The 19,096-nt window shown below is 63.2% G+C and carries 17 protein-coding genes and 3 pseudogenes; 8 read left to right on the forward strand and 12 right to left on the reverse strand.

All coding sequences use genetic code 11. The features are described from left to right. Positions 1-946: pseudogene (locus tag I5W_RS01085) on the forward strand (alkaline phosphatase D family protein); the annotation flags it as partial. Positions 947-1,032: 86 nt separating this feature from the next. Here I5W_RS01085 and I5W_RS01090 read toward each other — a convergent pair. The 10 genes from I5W_RS01090 to leuS form a co-directional block, all read right to left on the reverse strand. Beyond that, positions 1,033-1,932, reverse strand: coding sequence for a LysR family transcriptional regulator (locus I5W_RS01090; RefSeq protein ID WP_044527861.1), 900 nt, complete (start codon positions 1,930-1,932; stop codon positions 1,033-1,035). Between the two features lie 54 nt (positions 1,933-1,986). Continuing rightward, positions 1,987-2,826 carry a dioxygenase family protein gene (locus tag I5W_RS01095; RefSeq protein ID WP_044527862.1) on the reverse strand — a complete coding sequence of 280 codons (840 nt, stop codon included), beginning with the start codon at positions 2,824-2,826 and terminating at the stop codon, positions 1,987-1,989. A 98-nt stretch (positions 2,827-2,924) separates the two neighbouring features. Further along, the gene (locus tag I5W_RS01100) at positions 2,925-3,338 is read right to left on the reverse strand and encodes a DoxX family protein (RefSeq protein ID WP_044527863.1); all 414 of its coding nucleotides are present in this window, start codon (positions 3,336-3,338) and stop codon (positions 2,925-2,927) included. Positions 3,339-3,516: 178 nt separating this feature from the next. Then, a complete protein-coding gene (locus tag I5W_RS01105; protein WP_017455281.1) occupies positions 3,517-4,773 on the reverse strand; it encodes a THUMP domain-containing class I SAM-dependent RNA methyltransferase in 1,257 nt (418 codons plus the stop codon). 93 nt (positions 4,774-4,866) lie between these two features. Further along, a complete protein-coding gene (locus I5W_RS01110; RefSeq protein ID WP_044527864.1) occupies positions 4,867-5,472 on the reverse strand; it encodes a 2-hydroxychromene-2-carboxylate isomerase in 606 nt (201 codons plus the stop codon). 50 nt (positions 5,473-5,522) lie between these two features. Beyond that, the gene (locus I5W_RS01115) at positions 5,523-5,948 is read right to left on the reverse strand and encodes a CopD family protein (protein WP_044527865.1); all 426 of its coding nucleotides are present in this window, start codon (positions 5,946-5,948) and stop codon (positions 5,523-5,525) included. 56 nt (positions 5,949-6,004) lie between these two features. Beyond that, positions 6,005-7,273, reverse strand: a complete 1,269-nt coding sequence (locus tag I5W_RS01120; RefSeq protein ID WP_044527866.1) for a glutamate-5-semialdehyde dehydrogenase — start codon at positions 7,271-7,273, stop codon at positions 6,005-6,007. Between the two features lie 68 nt (positions 7,274-7,341). Further along, positions 7,342-8,361: a DNA polymerase III subunit delta gene (gene holA / locus I5W_RS01125; protein WP_017455277.1), complete on the reverse strand. Its 1,020-nt coding sequence runs from the start codon at positions 8,359-8,361 to the stop codon at positions 7,342-7,344. A 19-nt stretch (positions 8,362-8,380) separates the two neighbouring features. Continuing rightward, positions 8,381-8,926, reverse strand: coding sequence for an LPS-assembly lipoprotein LptE (locus I5W_RS01130; protein ID WP_017455276.1), 546 nt, complete (start codon positions 8,924-8,926; stop codon positions 8,381-8,383). A gap of 28 nt (positions 8,927-8,954) precedes the next feature. Then, a complete protein-coding gene (gene leuS / locus I5W_RS01135) occupies positions 8,955-11,603 on the reverse strand; it encodes a leucine--tRNA ligase (RefSeq protein ID WP_017455275.1) in 2,649 nt (882 codons plus the stop codon). Positions 11,604-12,144: 541 nt separating this feature from the next. On the opposite strand from leuS, the gene I5W_RS01140 reads away from it, so the two are divergent. The 6 genes and pseudogenes from I5W_RS01140 to I5W_RS01165 all read left to right on the forward strand — a co-directional run bounded on the left by I5W_RS01140 (position 12,145) and on the right by I5W_RS01165 (position 17,978). Further along, on the forward strand, positions 12,145-13,215 hold the full coding sequence (locus I5W_RS01140) for a LacI family DNA-binding transcriptional regulator (RefSeq protein WP_044527871.1): 1,071 nt from the start codon (positions 12,145-12,147) through the stop codon (positions 13,213-13,215). A gap of 131 nt (positions 13,216-13,346) precedes the next feature. Next, positions 13,347-14,354, forward strand: coding sequence for an ABC transporter substrate-binding protein (locus I5W_RS01145; RefSeq protein WP_017455273.1), 1,008 nt, complete (start codon positions 13,347-13,349; stop codon positions 14,352-14,354). A gap of 21 nt (positions 14,355-14,375) precedes the next feature. Then, positions 14,376-15,260 (forward strand): ABC transporter permease, encoded by an 885-nt coding sequence (locus I5W_RS01150; protein WP_044527867.1) that lies wholly within the window; start codon positions 14,376-14,378, stop codon positions 15,258-15,260. A 10-nt stretch (positions 15,261-15,270) separates the two neighbouring features. After that, a pseudogene (locus tag I5W_RS01155) lies at positions 15,271-16,046 on the forward strand (ABC transporter permease); the annotation flags it as partial. Between the two features lie 22 nt (positions 16,047-16,068). Beyond that, positions 16,069-17,160 (forward strand): annotated as a pseudogene (locus tag I5W_RS01160) (ABC transporter ATP-binding protein). After that, positions 17,157-17,978, forward strand: a complete 822-nt coding sequence (locus I5W_RS01165; RefSeq protein WP_044527868.1) for a phosphodiesterase — start codon at positions 17,157-17,159, stop codon at positions 17,976-17,978. Before I5W_RS01160 ends, I5W_RS01165 begins: the two are co-directional and overlap by 4 nt. Positions 17,979-18,049: 71 nt before the next feature. Here the strand turns inward: I5W_RS01165 and I5W_RS01170 are convergent, their stop codons facing one another. Continuing rightward, entirely contained in the window at positions 18,050-18,376 is a 327-nt protein-coding gene (locus tag I5W_RS01170; protein ID WP_044527869.1) for a barstar family protein, read from the reverse strand. 30 nt (positions 18,377-18,406) lie between these two features. After that, entirely contained in the window at positions 18,407-18,850 is a 444-nt protein-coding gene (locus tag I5W_RS01175; RefSeq protein ID WP_044527870.1) for an ExbD/TolR family protein, read from the reverse strand. On the opposite strand from I5W_RS01175, the gene I5W_RS29235 reads away from it, so the two are divergent. Next, the coding region (locus I5W_RS29235; protein WP_252716841.1) for a CHASE3 domain-containing protein at positions 18,849-19,096 on the forward strand (248 nt) is incomplete at its 3' end. The genes I5W_RS01175 and I5W_RS29235 overlap by 2 nt on opposite strands.

Genomic DNA, 19,096 nt, shown 5'->3' on the forward strand with positions numbered 1-19,096 from the left:
CCAAGGTGGCGCAGACGCTGGACGACTATCGCGGCAACTTCGCCTACACATGCTGGACGCCAACAAGCGCCGCTTCGCCGCCGAGGTGCCGTTCCTGGTGCAGTGGGACGATCACGAGGTGCGCAACAACTGGTATCCGACGCAGGTGATCGGCCCCCAGGAAAAGCGTTACGACGAACGCAACATCGACGTGCTGGCAGCCCGTGCGCGCCAGGCCATGTTCGAGCACAACCCGTTCCGCATCGACAGCGCCGATCCGTTCCGCATCTATCGTGCCTTCAACCATGGGCCGCTGCTGGAAGTGTTCATGCTGGATGAACGCAGCTATCGCGGCAGGAACTCGCCCAACCGCCAGAAGGGCGGCCATGATGCCGACTTCCTCGGTCCCGAGCAGATGCGCTGGATCAAGCAAGCCCTGCTGCGCTCGCGCTCGACCTGGAAGCTGATCGCCAGCGACATGCCCTTGTCCATCGTGGTGCCGGACCTGAACCCGGACGTGCCCAAGGGTACTTTCGAAGCCTGGGCCAATGCCGACAATGGCCAGCCTTCCGGGCGCGAGCTGGAGGTGGCCGAGCTGCTGCGCTTCATCAAGCAGCACGACATCAAGAACGTGGTCTGGGTGACGGCCGACGTGCACTACGCCTCGGCCACGCATTACTCGCCCGAACGCGCCCAGTTCACCGACTTCAAGCCCTTCTGGGAATTCGTCGGCGGGCCGATCAATGCGGGCACCTTCGGTCCCGGCGAGATCGACCGTACCTTTGGCCCGGATGTGCGTTTCGTCAGCATTCCGGCCGATATGAAGCAGAACCGTTCACCGGCCGACCTGTTGCAGTTCTTCGGTATTGGCAAGATTGATGCGAAGAGCAAGACGCTCACCGTCACCCTGCACAACACCGATGGCAAGGAAATCTACAAGGTCGAACTGCCGCCTGAGCAGGCTTGACGTTGATGTGATGTTGCCGTGATGTGGACAGTGGCGCCAGGGAAGGCCACTGTCCGTCTTCCCTCCGCTTTTTCTGCGCTGCGCAGTCAATCGCTCCATTGCACCTGGGCGAAGGCGTCGGCCAGGAAATCCAGCATGGCCCTGACCTTGGCCGGCAGGTGCGCGCGGCTGGGATAGACCGCATAGATGCCCAGGTCGGGCGCGGTGAAGTCGGTGAGCAGGGGGACCAGTTGGCCACTGCGCAGATAGTGGTCGATCATGAAGGTTGGCTGGCGCGTGATGCCGATGCCGCCTAGCGCCGCCTGTACGCAGCTATCGCCATTGTTGACGTGCATCCGCGCATTGACCCGCACGCTGACCGGCCCTTCGGGGCCGCTGAACTGCCATTCATCCTTGCCGTGGTTGTAGCTGTAGCTGATGATCTGGTGCTGCGCCAGATCATGCGGATGGCGCGGCGTGCCGTGCTTTTCCAGGTAGGCGGGCGAGGCGCAGATCGGCAGGCTGGTGCTGGTGAGCTTGCGATGCACCAGCGTCGAGTCCGACAGGCGGGCGATGCGGATGGCCAGGTCGTAGCCTTCATCGATGATGTCGATGATGCGGTCCGACAAGGTGATGTCCAGCTCGACCTCTGGATAGCGCTCCAGGAACATCGGCCACAGCGGTGCCAGGTGCAGCACGCCAAAGGTGAGCGGGGCATTGATGCGCAACAGGCCGCTGGGTTTGGTGCTGCCGGCGGCCAGCAGGTCGTCGGCCTCTTCCAGGGCGGCCACGATCTGCTTGCAGCGCTCCAGGTAGAGCGCGCCGGCTTCGGTGAGGGACAGTCGCCGCGTGGTTCTTTGCATCAGGCGCGAACCGAGGCGGGCTTCCAGTTCCAGTACCGTGCGCGAGACCGCGGCCTTGGAAATGCCCAGCGCATCGGCGGCCTTGACGAAGCTGCCGAGCTCGGCCACGGCGATGAAGCATTCGATTTCGCGCAGTTTGTTCAAATCGTTTTTCCCCCGAGATGGCGCCGCGCTGGCGCATCGCGGGGAGGCGGTGGCTCAGGCGGCTGCCGGTAGTTGTGCCAGCAGGCTGGAGGCGGTGCCGAAGGCGAAGGCATCCATGCGCAGGCTATGATACGTCGAACCGCTGTCCAGGTGTACCAGCCGGGTCCAGTCATCGGCCGCGCCCATGGCGAAGAACAGGCTCAACAGGTGCTCATCGCTGGGGTGGGTGCGCACCGCGTGCGGGGCGGTGGTCCGGTAGCCGAACAGGGCTTGCAGGTCGCCGGCCTGCATCTGGTCCAGGAACCATTGCAGGAATTCGAGCGTATGCGGCGCATCGCCGAGCGCGCTGTCAGTGCGGCGCAGCTCGCGCAGGTTGTGGGTGAAGCTGCCCGAACCGATCAAGAGGATGCCTTCCTTGGCCAGCGGTGCCAGCAACTGTCCGACCTGGAAGTGATAGGCCGGTGGCTGCTGCGATTGCAGTGAAAGCTGGATCACCGGCACATCGGCCTGGGGATACAGGTAGCGCAGCGGTACCCAGGCGCCGTGGTCCAGTCCCCAACCGCCATCGGTATGGGCCGGCAGGCCGCCATCGCGCAGGCGCTGCGCCACGTGTTCGGCCAGGGCCGGTGCACCGGGGGCGGGATAGTCCAGTTCATACAGGGCGGGCGGGAAACCACCGAAGTCATGGATCACCCGCGGCTGGGCTTGGTTGCCCACGCGCGGGGTGAACGTCTCCCAATGCGGCGACATCACCACGATGCCGCGCGGGCGTGGCAGCGCCGCGCCAATGCCGGCCAGCAGCGGACCGGTGCGACCGGGTTCCACGGCCAGCATGGGCGAGCCGTGCGAGACGAACAACGAGGGCAGATGGAGGCTATCGGAACTGGTGGACATGATGCTTTCCTTGCAAAAACGAATTATCCAAAACATCGAGACCGGGCGCATGGCCCGGCTGCTTGCGTGGTCAGAGCTCTGATGTCAGAGCTTTGTGATCAGCGTGGCTCTTCACGCTTCATGGCAAAGGCGCCGTCGCCCAGCAGGAACAAGGCAATCAGGCCTACGATCCACAGCGCCAGGTATTCCCAGCCGCCATTGGGATTGGTGAAGAAGAAGCCGGCCTTGCCATGCACCAGCACGATGGCGCCCAGCAGGTCGGCCGCCAGCGGCAGGGCCAGCCAGCGGCCATAGTAGCCCAGTACCAGCGCGAGGCCACCCACCACTTCCAGCGCCATGACCGGATAGGCGAACCAGCCGGGCACACCCAGCGAGGCGAAGAAGCCGACCGTGCCGGCCGGGGTGAAGACGAAGATTTTCAGTCCGGCGTGGACCAGGAAAAAGACGCCCATGGTGACACGCAGCAGGAAGGCGGCATAGTCGGCGCGGGTGTTGACGGTAACGGTAGTCATGATGATCCCGGAAAAGTGTGGAGTGGATGAAGGCAGGTCGGCCCTTGCGCGTTTTTTGCTTGCGGGTGCATCGAGGCTGGCCATGTCCACACTGTAGGGAAGAATGCGAGCCGGATAAACCGGCTGCGGCGGGAAGGATTGTCTTGCAGAAGTTGACAATCCTTCCGTGCCAGAACGATCAGTCTTCGCTGTCGCGCGCCACCGGCTTGGCTTCCTCGCGACGGTTGTAGCCGGCCACCATGTCGAAGCGGAACAGGCGGCACTCCAGTGCGCCATTGAAGAACGGCGTCTTGCGCGACTCCTTCAGGCGCATCAGCTTGGGCAGGCCGAGGTCGGCCGAGAACAGGAACACGCGCCAGCCGGCAAAGCGTTGCTTCAAGGTGCTGGAGAAGGCGCTGAAGAATTGCGTAAACAATTCCTCGGTAGGCAGGGCGCGATCACCACGCACGCCGATCCGTTCGCCGTAAGGCGGGTTGGAGAGAATGATGCCGACCAGCGGCTGGCCTTCGGCGTCCAGCGGCGGTTTGATTTCCTGTGCCTCGATCTGCTTCAAGGGCACTTCGAAATGCACGCCCGCGCGCAGCAGGTTCTTGCGGGTCAACTCCACCATGTCGCCGGAGATGTCGCTGCCGAAGAGGGTGGGGGTGGTCGGGATCGGATTGGGCTTGAAGTCGCCCTTGATGCCGAACCAGGCATCGGCATCGAAGTTGCTGAACTTCTCGAAGGCGAAGCGACGGCGCGCCCCCGGCGGCACACCGGCGATGATTTGCGCAGCCTCGGCCAGGATGGTGCCGGAACCGCACATGGGATCGAACAGCGGCACGCCCGGCTTCCAGCCAGCGGTGCGCAACAGGCCTGCGGCCAGGTTTTCGCGCAGCGGCGCGTCACCGGTTTCTTCACGCCAGCCGCGCTTGAACAGCGCCTCGCCCGAGGTATCCAGGTAGACCGTGAAATTGTGGGCATCGACGAAGCCGGCGATACGCATGTCGGGAGTGCGGGTGTTGACCGAGGGGCGCAGCTTGAACTGGTCGAGGAAGCGGTCGCAGATGGCATCCTTGATCTTGAGCGTGGTGAATTCCAGGCTGCGCAGGGGTGACTTTACGGCGGTCAGGTCCACGCGGATGGTGTGCGAGACCTTGAACCAGTCTTCCCAGGCTTGCGCGAGAGTCAGGTCGTAGATGTCGTTTTCGTTCTTGTAGGAACCATGGCCCATGCGCAGCAGCACGCGGCTGGCGATGCGCGAGTGCAGGTTCATCTGGTAGGCCGCCAGGAGCGTACCGGAGCAATGCACGCCACCAGGCACCTGGTTGTGCACCTTGAGGTTGGCAGCGGCGCCGGCGTGCTGGGCGATCTCGTTGAGTTCCTCGGCCAGGGCCACTTCCAGGCCGCGCGGGCAGGGGCAGAAGTAAGAGTAGTGAGTGTCGGGGGATTGCATGGGAGTACCTTTTATCCGTTGGAAAACAGGGTTTCAAAAATGAAAACGCCGGACTGCAAGGGCGCAGTCCGGCGTCATTGTACGCTGGCCGCGTCAGCCTTTGGCGAAGGCGCGCTCGACGAAGTCCAGGCGATCCTGGCCCCAGTAGCCTTCGCCCTGGTAGATGTACCACGGTGCGCCAAAGACGCTGGCGGCATTGGCTTCATCGGTGAAGCGGTCGAATTCGGCCTGCACGCTGGCGGTCTCGGCCGACTTCAGCAGCGCCGCGCCATCGTGCTCCAGCACGTTGGCGATGGCCACCAGGGTATCGGTGTCGGCGATGTTCCTCTGTTCTTCCCACACTGCGCGCATGATGGCGCCGGTCAGGCGCAGCGCGGCGGCGGTGCCGTGGGCCAGTTGGGTGGCGATGATCAGGCGCGCCGCGGTGTCGCTGTTGACCGGGAAATAGGTCGGCTGCAACACCATGGGTTTAGCCAGGAATTCGCTCCAGCGCGCCAGTTCCTTCAAGCGATAGGCTTGGCGTTGCGGTGCGCGCTTGGCCAGCGGCAGGCCGCCCGAGACACCGAAGATCTTGGACAGGTCGAAGGGCTTGGGCAGGATCTGCACCTGGTATTTTTCGGCGAGGGCGACGAAGCGCTCGTGGCCCAGGTAGGCGAAGGGGGAATGTGGCGCGAAGAAGTACTCACAGACTTTGCTCATGACCGGCTCCGGAATGGATGAGGGTGGGGAATCGTGCGTGGATACAGCAATCAGAATGGCTTGACGACCACCAGGATCACGATGGCCAGCATCAGCAGCACCGGCACTTCGTTGAACCAGCGGAACCAGAGGTGGCTGCGGGTATTCTTGCCGTGCTCGAATTTCTTGAGCAGGGAGCCGCAGGCGTGCTGGTAGCCGATCACCAGCACCACCAGTAACAGCTTGGCGTGCAGCCAGCCGTTGCCCGGCCCCTTCCAGAACTGCCAGGTGATGACCAGCAGCCACACGCCCAGCGCCAGCGCTACCAGCGAGATCATGCCGGTGAAGCGATACAGCCGGCGCGCCATGCCCAGCAGGCGCTCACGGGCGACCAGGTCGGTTTCCTGCGCCAGGTTCACGAAGATGCGCGGCAGGTAGAACAGGCCGGCGAACCAGGAGGCGATGAAGACGATGTGCAGGGCTTTGATCCAGAGCATGACGGTCCTTGTCGATGAGGTTGATGTGACGTTGGCGCTAATGGGTGCTCAGAGATTTATTGACGCACTTGCCCCTGGCCCAGCACCACATACTTCAGCGAGGTCAAGCCTTCCAGCCCCACCGGGCCGCGCGCGTGCAGCTTGTCGTTGGAGATGCCGATCTCTGCACCCAGGCCATATTCGAAGCCATCGGCAAAGCGGGTGGAGGCATTGACCATGACCGAGGCCGAATCGACTTCGCGCAGGAAGCGCATGGCGCGGGTGTAGTCCTCGGTGACGATGCTGTCGGTGTGCTGGGAAGAGTGACGATTGATGTGCTCGATGGCTTCTTCCAGGTCGGCCACCACCTTCACGGCCAGGATCGGGGCCAGGTATTCGGTGTCCCAGTCTTCGTCGGTGGCCGCCTTCAGGAACGGGTAGTCGGCCAGGATCTCGGCGGCTTCGGCGTCGCAGCGCAATTCCACTTCCTTGACGCGATACAGCTCGGACAGCGGTGGCAGCACGGCCGCGGCGATGTTGCGCGAGAGCAGCAGGGTTTCCATGGTGTTGCAGGTGCCGTAGCGATGGCACTTGGCGTTGAAGGCTACGTCCAGCGCCTTGCGGGTGTCGGCACGGTCATCGATGTAGACATGGCAGATGCCGTCGAGGTGCTTGATCATCGGCACCTTGGCTTCCTTCATCAGGCGCTCGATCAAGCCCTTGCCGCCGCGCGGCACGATCACGTCCACGTACTCCTGCATGGTGATGAGCGCACCCACGGCGGCACGGTCGGTGGTCTCGACCACTTGCACCGCTTCCTCAGGCAGGCCGGCACCGGCCAGGCCTTCCTTGACCAGCTTGGCCAAGGCCTGGTTGCAATGGATGGCTTCGGAACCGCCGCGCAGGATGGTGGCGTTGCCACTCTTGATGCACAGGCCCGCCGCATCCACCGTCACGTTGGGTCGAGCTTCGTAGATGATGCCGATCACGCCCAGCGGCACGCGCATCTGGCCGACCTGGATGCCGGTGGGGCGATACTTCATGTTGCTGATCTCGCCGATGGGGTCGGGCAGGGAGGCAATCTGCTCCAGGCCTTCGGCCATGGTGGCGATGGCCTTGTCCGACAGCGTCAGGCGGTCCAGCATGGCTTCGGCCAAGCCATTGGCGCGGGCCGCGTCGAGGTCCAGCGCATTGGCCGCGCGCAGCAGCTCGGCGTCGCGCCGGATGGCGGCGGCGATCAGCAGCAGCGCCTGGTTCTTGGCGGCAGTATCGGCGCGCGCCATGGCGCGCGAGGCGGCACGGGCCTGTTGGCCGATGCGGTTCATGTAGAGTTCGATGTTTTCCATTCGGGTTCCTGCTTGGCGCGGTCAATGAGCGCGTCGGGTTCGATGTCGATGTGGGTTCTCGGTGCGGGTCAGCGTCCGCGTGCCAGCTTCAGGCCCAGTTGCAGCAGGGCGTCCCATGGGTCGCCGGCAAAGGCGCGGGCGCGCAGGCCCTTGACCATGCGGTCCACCAGGGCCGCCTCCTGCAAGGCCTGTTCCAGCGTGGCCAGGCTGATGCGGCGCAGGGCCGGTTCCATCAGCCGCTCGCGCGGGCCCCAGATGCGGTATTCCTTGAGCAAGGCGCCCACGGGTTTGCCCTGGGCCATGCCAGACTTCAGCTTGAGCAGGGTGCGGATTTCTTCGGTGACAGCCCACAGCACCAGCGGCAGTGCTTCGCCTTCCCCCTTCAAGCCTTCCATCATGCGCGTCAGGCGTGCGATGTCGCCGGAGAGCATGGCTTCGTTGAGCTTGAAGACATCGTAGCGGGCCACGTTCAAGACCGCATCCTGCACCTGCTCGAAACTGAGCTGACCAGCCGGATAGAGCAGGGCCAGCTTCTGGATTTCCTGGTGCGCGGCCAGCAGGTTGCCTTCCACGCGATCGGCGATGAAGTCCAGGCAGGGCCGCTCGGCGCTCTGCTGCTGGGCCGCCAGGCGGTTGCCGATCCAGCCCGGTAACTGGGCGCGTTCCACCAGCGGGATGTCGATATAGACCGCCGCCTGTTGCAGCGCACCGACCCAGGCCGCCTTTTGCGTGGCCCAGTCCAGCTTGGGCAGGCTGATGATGGTGAGATTGTCGGGTGAAAGATTGGCCGCGTAATCCTGCAGCGCCTGGCCGCCATCCTTGCCGGGCTTGCCGGTGGGGATGCGCAACTCGATGAGCTTCTTGTCGCCGAACAGCGATTGCGACTGGTTGGCCGCCAGCAGTTCGCCCCACTTGAAGCTGCGCTCCACCACCAGCACTTCACGCTCGGTATAGCCTTGGGCGCGGGCGCTGCGGCGGATCTTGTCGGCCGCCTCCAGCGCCAGCAGGTGCTCATCGCTGGCGATCACGTACAGTGGCGCCAGCGATTTGCCGAGATGGGCGTCCAGGGAGTCGTGGCGCAGTTGCATGGCAGTCCGGGTGAGCCGATCAGGAGTCCGAATCGGCCGCAGCCTTTTCGTTATGGATGGCGTTCTTGGAGGCCGACAGGCGGCGCAGGATCTGCTGCACCAGGTCGGACTGCATGTCACGATAGAGCAGCGCTTCTTCGGCTTGCTTGGCCAGTTCCTGGTTTTCGTCATAGGTGATGACGCGGCGCAGGGTGATGGCCGTGGGCGGGATCACGATCACACCCTTGGCATCGGTCACCGAGAAGGTGAAGCGCTGGAACAGTGCATATTCACGCACGCGGCCGTTGGTGTTCAAGGTCAGCACCTGGCGGTCGCGGGTGTCGGCCAGCACCTTCAGGTTGACTTCCGCTTCCTTGGGATCACTGAGCACCTTGGCGCCGCTGGCTTCGAGGTTGCGCTTCAGTTCCACGCCTACCGGCGAATTGGGTCCGAAGCCCAGGTAGATGGTCTTGAAGGGCAGGTCGACCGCGCCGCGCAAATGAAAGCCGCAGGCCGTGAGCATCACGGCTGCGGCCACCAGCAGCAGCCATTGTGAGAAACGCTTGATTTGGACTTGAGCGCGCATGGAGTTCCGTCGTTAAAGTTGGGCCGGATCAGGCAACGATGTTGACCAGCTTGCCCGGCACCACGATCACCTTCTTCGGTGCGCCGGTCAGGAATTTCTTGACGTCTTCGTTGGCCAGGGCCGCCGCTTCGATGGTGGCCTTGTCGGCCTCCTTGGCAACCGTGACTTCGCCGCGCAGCTTGCCATTGACCTGCACCACCAGCTTGATTTCGCTCTGCTCCAGCGCGGCGGCATCGACCTGCGGCCAGGCGGCGTCGAGGATGTCGCCGTGCGTGCCGGCATAGCCCAGTTGCTGCCACAGCACGTGGGTGATGTGCGGGGCGACCGGGTTCAAGACGCGCAGGAAGATCGAGAAGCACTCGGCCAGCACGGCATCACCGGCCGCACCGGCAGCCGGCTTGGCCGCTTCCAGCGTGTTGAGCATCTTCATGCAGGCCGAGACCACGGTGTTGTACTGGATACGCTTGAAGTCGTTGTCGGCTTGCTGCAAGACCTTGTGCACTTCGCGGCGCAGGGTCTTCAAGCCATCGTCGAGCTGGGCCGCATCGATGGCACCTGCAGCGGTAATGCGCGCGGCGTGGTTGTAGCCGAACGCCCAGACGCGGCGCAGGAAGCGGTTGGCGCCTTCGACACCGGCACCGGACCATTCCAGGGTCTGTTCCGGGGGCGAAGCGAACATGGTGAACAGACGGGCCGTGTCGGCACCGTACTGGTCGATCTGGGCTTGCGGGTCGATGCCGTTGTTCTTGGACTTGGACATCTTCTCGGTGCCGCCGATCATCACCGGCTGGCCATCTTCCTTCAACACGGCAGACACCGGGCGGCCCTTGTCGTCGAAGGACAGGTCCACATCGGCCGGGTTGTACCAGGTCTTCTTGCCGGCGGCGTCTTCCCGATAGTAGGTCTCGTTCAAGACCATGCCTTGCGTCAGCAGGTTGGTGAAGGGCTCGTCGAACTTGACCAGGCCGAAGTCGCGCATGACCTTGGTCCAGAAGCGCGCATACAGCAGGTGCAGCACGGCGTGTTCGATGCCGCCGATGTACTGGTCCATGGGCATCCAGTAATCGTTGCGGGCGTCCACCATGGCATCGTTGCTGCCCGGCGAGGTATAGCGCATGTAGTACCAGGACGAGTCCACGAAGGTGTCCATGGTATCGGTTTCGCGGCGTGCCGGCTTGCCGCAGCAAGGGCAGTCGACCTTCAGGAATTGCTCATGTTTGTTGAGCGGGTTGCCGCTGCCGTCCGGCACGCAGTCTTCCGGCAGCACCACCGGCAGGTCTTTCTCGGGCACCGGCACGTCGCCGCAATCCGGGCAGTGGATGATGGGGATGGGGGTGCCCCAGTAGCGCTGGCGCGAGATGCCCCAGTCGCGCAGGCGGAAGGTCACCTTCTTCTCGCCCAGGCCAAGTGCTGCCAGGTCGGCGGCCACTGCATCCACGGCCGCCTGGTAGCCCAGGCCATCGTACTTGCCGGAGGCGATGGTCTTGCCGGCTTCCTTGTCGCCGTACCATTCTTCCCAGGCTTCGGTGGAGTAGGTCTTGCCTTCCACGCCGATGACTTGCTTGATCGGCAGATTGTATTTGCGGGCGAAGGCGAAGTCGCGCTCGTCATGCGCCGGCACGCCCATCACGGCGCCATCGCCGTAGGTGATCAGCACATAGTTGCCGATCCATACCTCGACCTGGTCGCCGGTCAGCGGATGGGTGACGAACAGGCCCGTGGGCATCCCCTTCTTTTCCATGGTCGCCATGTCGGCTTCGATCACGCTGCCTTGCTTGCATTCGGCGACGAAGGCTTGCAGGGCCGGATTGTTTTCTGCGGCGAGGGTGGCCAGCGGGTGTTCCGGGGCCACGGCGCAGAAGGTCACGCCCATGATGGTGTCGGCGCGGGTGGTGAAGACGAACAGCTTGCCGTCGTTGATCAGTTGGCCGTCCGCACCCTTGATCTGGTGCGGGAAGGCGAAGCGCACGCCGGTGGACTTGCCGATCCAGTTGGCCTGCATCAGGCGCACGCGCTCGGGCCAGCCGGGCAGCTTGGTCTCGACGTGTTCCAGCAGCTCGTCGGCGTAGTCGGTGATCTTGGCGTAGTACATCGGGATCTCGCGCTTTTCGATCACGGCGCCCGAGCGCCAGCCACGACCATCGATGACCTGCTCGTTGGCCAGCACGGTCTGGTCGATCGGGTCCCAGTTCACGGTACCGGTCTTCTTGTAGATGATGCCCTTCTCCAGCATCTTCAGGAACATCCACTGGTTCCACTTGTAGTACTCGGGACGGCAGGCGGTCATCTCGCGCGACCAGTCGATGGCCAGGCCCATGGACTGCATCTGCGACTTCATATAGTCGATATTGGAATAAGTCCACTGCGCCGGCGGCACGCCATTGGCCATGGCGGCGTTCTCGGCGGGCATCCCGAAGGCGTCCCAGCCCATGGGCATCAAGACGTTGTAGCCGTTCATGCGCAGGTAGCGATACATCACATCGTTGATGGTGTAGTTGCGCACGTGGCCCATGTGCAGCTTGCCGGAGGGGTAGGGCAGCATCGAACAGGCGTAGAACTTCTTCTTGTCGCGACCTTCCTTGTCACGGGCGTTTTCGACGGTCTTGTAGGCGTCGATGGCGTTCCAATGCTGCTGCGCGGACTGTTCGACTTCGGCGGGGCTGTATTTATCTTGCATGACGGCTGATACGGATGGAATTCGGTTGGGAAGGGAATGCAATCGGAAACCCTGCATTATACCGGCTCGCCACCCTGGCGCGGCATTCCGGGCCGCATCCTGGTCGGCCCATGCCCAGCCCCGTCCCCGGCAATGCAAAAAAAAGCCCGCCTCCGTGAAGAGGCGGGCAAAGATCCCTGCGCCTGAGCAGGGCGGCGACAGGGATAGCAGCTACACTTTTCCAGCCCATTTTTTTGGGGGGGGCGATGGGCTGGAGTCGTGTGGCTGACCAGCGCTGCTGGCCGGCCTTGCATATGAAACCATTGACAGCGATCGAGTGGATGTTTCTCGAAAGTATTCTTGTAAAATCTCGAAAAATTGTGAAAAAGCAATTTTTTATTGCTTAGTAGATGAATTTGGCACCCAACTGTGCTTGCGTCTAAAGAGCGGCAAGCCAGCCCTCCCGGGCGTTTTGCTTCATATCCACACCCCCTGCATGGTCATGAGGGCGTAATAATCCAACGGCATCATGAAATCGTTTTCATTTGCCCCCGGTACCGCCGTGCGTCCCTCCATCAAACAAGTTGCCCATCTGGCTGGCGTCTCCATTGCCACTGTTTCCCGCCTGCTCAACAAGCCCGGCTCGGTGAGCGCGGAGACGGCCGAGAAGATCCACCGCAGCATTGCCGAACTGGGCTTTCGTCCCAATTTCACCGGCCGCAACCTGCGTGCCGGCAACTCGCGCACCGTGGGCGTGGTGCTGCCCACCTTGTCCAACACGGTGTTCGCCCAGTGCCTGCAAGGCATAGAGCTGGCCGCCCGGACGCTGGATTACTCGGTCATGTTCACCACCACCGAATACCTGCCGGAAGAGGAGTCGGCCGCCGTCGAGCTGCTGCTGGGCCATCGGGTGGACGGGGTGATCCTGACGGTGGCCGATGCCGGCGCCAATGCCACGCTGGACTTGCTGGAGCGTGAGCGCATTCCCTTCGTGCTGACCTACAACCAGTTGGCGGGCGTGGAGACGGTGGCGCGTCGCGCCTCGGTCTCGGTCGATAACCGCGCCGCCGCCTGTGATGCGGTGGCCTACCTGATCGGGCTGGGGCATCGCCGCATCCAGATGCTCTCGGGCCGCTTCACCGCCTCCGACCGCGCCATGCAGCGCTATTACGGCTACCTCGACGCCATGCGCGCGGCCGGCCTGACACCGCTGCCGGCCATCGAGGTGGAGCGCCACACCCTCACCGCCGCCACCGACTACCAGCAGATGATGGCCGATCCGCGGCAGCGCCCCACGGCCTTGTTCTGCTCCAACGACCTGCTGGCCTTGAGCGCCATGCGCGACTTGCGCGCGCTGGGATTGCAGGTGCCGGGCGATATCTCGGTGATGGGCTTCGACGGCATTCCGGTCGGCGCCCTGGTGCAGCCGGTGCTGGCCAGTGTGGTCCAGCCCTCGGAACAGATCGGCGAGGTGGCTCTGCGTACCCTGGTCGATGCCATCGAGCGTGCCGTGCCGGCTGTGGCCGATGTCGAGGGCGCCGCTCCGGTGGCCGCCGCCGAGGTGCGTCACATCCTGCCGCATGTGTTGCGCCAGGGTGGATCGGTGGCGGCGGTGTCGTCGTCGAGTTTGTAGTAGGTGTCTTTTTTTTTTACGTCGCGGATGTTCCTGATTCCTGATGTCTGTCGTTTGACATCTGTCCTTTGACATCTGTCCTCTATCGTTTGTCGTCCCTGTGTTATTCAACCTATTGGAAAGGATCTGACATGTTCCTGAAACGTGTTATTCAAACCGCTACCGGCGCGCTGTTGCTGTCGGCTTCCCTGGCCGCATCGGCCCAAACCGCGATCTGCTACAACTGCCCGCCGGAGTGGGCTGACTGGGCCGCCCAGATCAAGGCGATCAAGGACAAGACCGGCATCACCGTGCCGCCCGACAACAAGAACAGTGGCCAGGCCCTGGCTCAACTGACCGCCGAGAAGGCCAGCCCGGTGGCTGACTTCACCTATCTCGGCGTGTCCTTCGGCATTGAAGCCAAGAGCAAGGATCTGGTGGCCGCCTACAAGCCGGCACACTGGAACGATATCCCCAACGGTCTGAAGGACCCGGACGGTTACTGGTTCACCATCCACTCCGGCACCATGGGCATCATGGTCAACGTCGATGCCTTGAAGGGCAAGCCGGTTCCCAAGTCCTGGGCTGACCTACAAAAGCCGGAATACAAGGGCTTGATCGGTTACCTGGACCCGGCCTCGGCCTTCGTCGGCTATGTCGGCGCGGTGGCGATCAACCAGGCACTGGGCGGCACGCTGGACGATTTCTCGCCGGCCATCAACTACTTCAAGAACCTGCAGAAGAACCAGCCCATCGTCCCCAAGCAGACTTCCTACGCCCGTCTGATCTCGGGTGAGATCCCCATCCTGCTGGGCTATGACTTCGACGCCTATCGCGCCAAGTACAAGGACCACGCCAACGTCGCCTTCGTGATCCCCACCGAAGGTACCGTCACCGTGCCCTACGTGGTGTCGCTGGTGAAGAACGCGCCGCACCAGGCCGACGCCAAGAAGGTGCTGGACTTCCTGCTGTCCGACCAGGGCCAGGCCATCTGGGCCAATGCCTATCTGCGTCCGGTGCGTGCTTCGGCCATGTCCAAGGAGGCTGAATCGCGCTTCCTGCCGGCTACCGAATACGCCCGTGCCAAGTCGGTCGACTACGGCAAGATGGCTGAAGCCCAGCGCAAGTTCGGCGAGCGCTACCTGGCGGAAGTTCGCTAAATGCAGGCCGCAGGAGCAAGCATGAAAACCGTGATTTCCACTGCCAATCCGGCCGCGCCGCCAAAGCAGCCGGCCAATCCCCGTCCGCGTGCGGCCGGCAATGGCGTGTGGCTGTGCTTCGCCGTGCCGGGGCTGACGCTGTTCTGCGCCTTCTGGCTGCTGCCCATGGTACGGCTGGTGGGGGTGGGGGCGTCCGGCCCGGAGGGGGCCATGGCCTACCTGTCGGTGCTGACCAACCGCCATTACTTTGCCAGCCTGGTCTCCACCCTGGTGCTGTCGGCGGTGGTCACCGCAGCGACCCTGGCCATCTCGGTCTTCGTTGGCTTGTTCCTGCAACGTCATCGTTTTCCTGGCCAGTCGCTGTTGCTGGCCATGCTGACCTTCCCGCTGGCATTTCCCGGCGTGGTGGTCGGCTTCATGGTCATCATGCTGGCCGGGCGCCAGGGCTTGATCGGCGCCTTGAGCAACTGGATCTTCGGTGAGTCGCTGGTGTTTGCGTATTCGCTGGCGGGGCTGTTTTTGGGGTACCTGTATTTCTCGATTCCGCGCGTGATCTTGACCGTGGTGGCCGCAGCCGAGAAGCTCGATCCCTCGCTGGAAGAAGCCGCCCGTTCGCTCGGTGCGCGCCCCTGGCAGGTGTTGCTGCACGTGGTATTGCCGGCCTTGCTGCCGGCCTTGATCTCATCGGGCGCGATCTGTTTTGCCACCAGTGTGGGGGCCTTCGGTACTGCTTTCACGCTGGCGGCCAATATCGATGTGCTGCCCATGACCATCTATAACGAATTCACCGGCTACGCCAACTTTGCCACGGCCGCCTCGCTGTCCATCGTGCTGGGGGTGATCACCTGGGCCATGCTGGCACTGGCGCGCTCGCTGACCGGCAGTGGCGTTGCGGCGGCGGCATAAGGAGCAGCTCATGCAGAATCGTTTCCGTTTTTATGTGCAACTGGCCTTCACGCTGCTGGTGTGCGCCTTCCTGGTGGTGCCGGTGGTGCTGTCGATGCTGGCCGGCGTGACCGAGAATTTCTTCGTCGGCTTGTCCAGCGGCTTGACGCTGCGCTGGGTGGCCCAGGTGTGGGACATGTACCAGCCCACCATCTGGCGTTCGCTCATCATCGCCCTGGCTTGCCTGGTGGTGACACTGGTGGCCGGGGTGCCGCTGGCCTACATGCTGGCGCGCTACCGCGGGGGCAACAGCCGCCTGGCGCGCGTGATCGAGGAATTGCTGATGATGCCGGTGGCCGTGCCGGGCCTGGCCACGGCGCTGGCGCTGATCATGGCCTATGGTCAGTGGCGTGATTTTCGCGCCAGCATCCTCTTCATCCTGGTGGGCCATGTGATCTTCACGCTGCCCTTCATGGTGCGTCCGGTACTGGCGGTGATGCAGTCCTCGCAACTGGCCCAATTGGAAGAGGCTGCCGCCAGCCTCGGGGCCGGACGGATGCGGCGTTTCTTCGGCATCGTCATTCCCAATTGCGCCTCGGGTATTTTGGCCGGTGCGCTGATGGTGGTGACGCTGTCCATCGGCGAATCAACATCACCTGGATGCTGCACACACCGCTGACCCAGACTTTGCCGGTGGGCCTGGCCGATGCCTATGCATCGATGCGGCTGGAGGTGGGATCGGCCTATACGCTGATCTTCTTTTTCAAGATCATCCCGCTCCTCATCGGTAGGCAGTGGGTACCCCGGCACCACGCAAGAAAATCAGTCTATGAAGTTCAAACAACAAGCCGGTTTCATTCGCCTGCACAAATGCCCAAGTCCTTTGCCATGGCACGCGCGCCCTGCAGCCTCTGGACTGGGAATTCATCCCGGTGAAACCCTGGTCCTGCTGGGCCCCTCGGGCTGCGGCAAGACCACCACGCTGCGCATGATCGCCGGTCTCGAATTCCCCGACATGGGCGGGCAGGTGTTCTTCGGCGACGAAGACGTGACCGCGCTGCCCATCGAAAAGCGCGGGGTGGGCATGGTGTTCCAGAACTATGCGCTGTTCCCCAACATGAGCGTGGGCGAGAACATTGCCTATGGCATGAAGATCCGCAAGATCCCGGCCGCCGAACGCGTCGAGCGGGTCGAGCGCCTGCTGGAGATGGTGCATCTGCAGGGCCTGTCGCATCGGCGCGTGGACCAGCTCTCGGGCGGCCAGAAGCAGCGCGTGGCGCTGGCGCGCGCACTGGCCATGGAGCCGCGCGTGCTGCTGCTGGATGAACCCTTGACGGCGCTGGACGCCAAGCTGCGCGAAGCGGTGCGCAGCGACCTCAACAAGCTCTTGCGCAGCCTGGGTATCACCGCCATCTATGTCACCCACGACCAGGGCGAGGCGATGGCGCTGGGCGACCGCATCGTGGTCATGGAGCGTGGCAAGATTTCGCAGATCGGCACGCCGCAAGAGATCTACTATCATCCAGCCAATGAGTTCGTGGCCGATTTCATCGGCGCGATGAATCGCGTGCACGGCATCGTCTCGGGTGATCGTCTGCTGTTGCCCACCGGCAGCCTGCCGCTGGTCGATACGCTGGATGCGGCATTGCAGGGCCAGCCGGCCTGCGCCATGTTCCGCCCCGAGGATGTCGAGGTGGTGGACATTACCGAGGCCGATCCCCAATGCGTGCGCGGCAAGTTGATCAATACCTTTTTCCTGGGTGATCGCACCCGTTTCGAAATCGAGATCGGCGTGGAGCGTCCGGTCATCGCCGAGACCAGCCGCCGCGGCTGGTGGCAGGCGGGGCAGCAGATCGGCATCCGGGTCTCGGCCGAGGCCCTGGTCAAGCTGGCGCCGCGCGCCGAGAAGGAGAACGCATGATACTGGGACAGATTTCCGACCTGCACATCAAGACCGATGGCAAGAAATCCTATCGCGTGGTGGATACCGCCGAGAGCCTGCGTCGCTGCGTGGCGCAGGTCAACTCCTTGAAGCAGCGCCCCGACGTGCTCATCATCACCGGTGACCTGGTGGACTTCGGCAAGCCGTCCGAATACGCCTGCCTGCGCGAACTGCTGGCGCCGCTGACCATGCCTTACTACCTGCTGCCGGGCAATCACGATGAGCGCAATGCCTTGCGCGCAGCCTTCCCGGAACATGCCTACCTGCAGCAAGGGGGCGAGCGTATCGAATACGTGATCGAGGATTATCCGGTGCGCCTCATCGCGCTCGATAGCGTGATCCCGCGTGCCAGCGGCGGCGAGTTGTCAGCGGCCAGCCTGCTGTGGCTCGATGAGGTATTGGCGCAGCAGCCGCAGCGTCCCACCGTGGTCGCCATGCACCATCCGCCCTTTACCACCGGCATCGGTCACATGGATGACATGGGCCTGGCCAATCCAGCGGCGCTGGAGGCGGTGGTGCGCAAGCATCCGCAGGTCGAGCGCATCCTGTGCGGTCACCTGCACCGCTCCATCCAGCGGCGTTTTGGCGGCACGCTGGCCAGCACCTGTCCGGGCGTGTCGCACCAGGTGCAGCTGGACCTGGACCCGCAGGCGCCGTCCTGCTTCGTCATGGAGCCGCCCGGTTACCAGTTGCATTGGTGGGATGCGGCCACCAGCAGCCTGGTCAGCCATACGGCCTTCATCGGTCAATTCGATGGGCCCTATCCTTTTTACGATGGAGATGAATTAATCGACTGATCTGCCCGCCAGATCGGCCTGAGCTGCGGGATCGATGTGGACGATGTGAAGGAAAGTGAAAACAGGCAGGCTCACTTCCAGACCAGCTCGATCACCGGCGGCTCGCCATAATCCTCGCAGCGGTCATTGATGGCCGTGCAGCAGAACTCCACATCTTCCACCAGCGCCGGCAGGCGCTGATGCAACTCGGCGCTGTGGCTGATCTCGATGGTCAGCACTTCCTTGGGCTTCAACCGGAACTTGCACATGCCATCCTCATCGCGCAGGTAGGACAGGCAATCGACCCAGGCATCCATGCTGCGGCCATAGAAATCCGGGAAGCCGAAGGCTTGCACACTCTCGGTGTGGAAGCTGTCCCAGTCGGTGATGCGGTCGCCCGCCAGTTGTACGGTGGCCATGTCGCTCTCTTCTTGCTCAATCGGTTTTACTCAGTTTGCCGGGGCCGGCGCCTTGCTGCTGGCCTTGGGATCGGTGACGAAGCCCAGCTTGGTCAGGCCGGCACCCTGCGCAGCCGACATCAGCTCGGCGATGGTCTGGTAGCGGGTCGACTTGTCGGCGCGCAGTTGCAGCTCGGGCTGGGGTTTCTTTTCAGCAGCGGCGGCCAGGCGCGTATCCATCTCGGCTTGACTGACCGGCTGGTCGTTCCAGTAGAGCTTGCCGGCGGCGTCGATGCCGAGGGTGATGGTTTCCGGTTTTTCCGGGGCCGGACTGGATTGCGCGGTAGGCAGGTCCAGCTTCAGGGCGTGGGTGAACATGGGGGCGGTGATGATGAAGATCACCAGCAGCACCAGCATCACGTCGACCATGGGGGTGACGTTGATGTCGGCCATCGGGGCCGAGTTCTGGTTGTCGTTGAATCCGCCGAAACTCATGATTGCCTCCTACCGTTGGTCGAAAATTGGGGTTGGCCTTTCTTTGCATGGTGGTGGTGTCACTGGCGGGAAGTGCCTTGTCGCTGTTCAATTTCAACAGCTGGGAGCCGCCAGCTCCATGAATGTTCATACCTACGAGGTGATGGGCACGGCTGACTATATGCTGGTCAATATGGTCAACATCGAGACCGGCATTCGTGGTTACGTGGCCTCGGGCAACGAGGCTTTCCTTGCTCCCTATCTGGA

Source organism: Herbaspirillum sp. B65, assembly GCF_000333555.1.
In the GTDB taxonomy this organism is placed as follows: Bacteria; Pseudomonadota; Gammaproteobacteria; order Burkholderiales; family Burkholderiaceae_D; genus Herbaspirillum; species Herbaspirillum rubrisubalbicans.

Bases quoted from the DNA above. Each gene is read 5' to 3' on its own strand.
- I5W_RS01095 (WP_044527862.1), bottom strand. From the start codon at position 2,826: ATGTCCACCAGTTCCGATAGCCTCCATCTGCCCTCGTTGTTCGTCTCG.
- I5W_RS01100 (WP_044527863.1), bottom strand. From the start codon at position 3,338: ATGACTACCGTTACCGTCAACACCCGCGCCGACTATGCCGCCTTCCTG.
- I5W_RS01105 (WP_017455281.1), bottom strand. From the start codon at position 4,773: ATGCAATCCCCCGACACTCACTACTCTTACTTCTGCCCCTGCCCGCGC.
- I5W_RS01110 (WP_044527864.1), bottom strand. From the start codon at position 5,472: ATGAGCAAAGTCTGTGAGTACTTCTTCGCGCCACATTCCCCCTTCGCC.
- I5W_RS01115 (WP_044527865.1), bottom strand. From the start codon at position 5,948: ATGCTCTGGATCAAAGCCCTGCACATCGTCTTCATCGCCTCCTGGTTC.
- I5W_RS01120 (WP_044527866.1), bottom strand. From the start codon at position 7,273: ATGGAAAACATCGAACTCTACATGAACCGCATCGGCCAACAGGCCCGT.
- holA (WP_017455277.1), bottom strand. From the start codon at position 8,361: ATGCAACTGCGCCACGACTCCCTGGACGCCCATCTCGGCAAATCGCTG.
- I5W_RS01130 (WP_017455276.1), bottom strand. From the start codon at position 8,926: ATGCGCGCTCAAGTCCAAATCAAGCGTTTCTCACAATGGCTGCTGCTG.
- leuS (WP_017455275.1), bottom strand. From the start codon at position 11,603: ATGCAAGATAAATACAGCCCCGCCGAAGTCGAACAGTCCGCGCAGCAG.
- I5W_RS01145 (WP_017455273.1), top strand. From the start codon at position 13,347: ATGTTCCTGAAACGTGTTATTCAAACCGCTACCGGCGCGCTGTTGCTG.
- I5W_RS01150 (WP_044527867.1), top strand. From the start codon at position 14,376: ATGAAAACCGTGATTTCCACTGCCAATCCGGCCGCGCCGCCAAAGCAG.
- I5W_RS01165 (WP_044527868.1), top strand. From the start codon at position 17,157: ATGATACTGGGACAGATTTCCGACCTGCACATCAAGACCGATGGCAAG.
- I5W_RS01170 (WP_044527869.1), bottom strand. From the start codon at position 18,376: ATGGCCACCGTACAACTGGCGGGCGACCGCATCACCGACTGGGACAGC.
- I5W_RS01175 (WP_044527870.1), bottom strand. From the start codon at position 18,850: ATGAGTTTCGGCGGATTCAACGACAACCAGAACTCGGCCCCGATGGCC.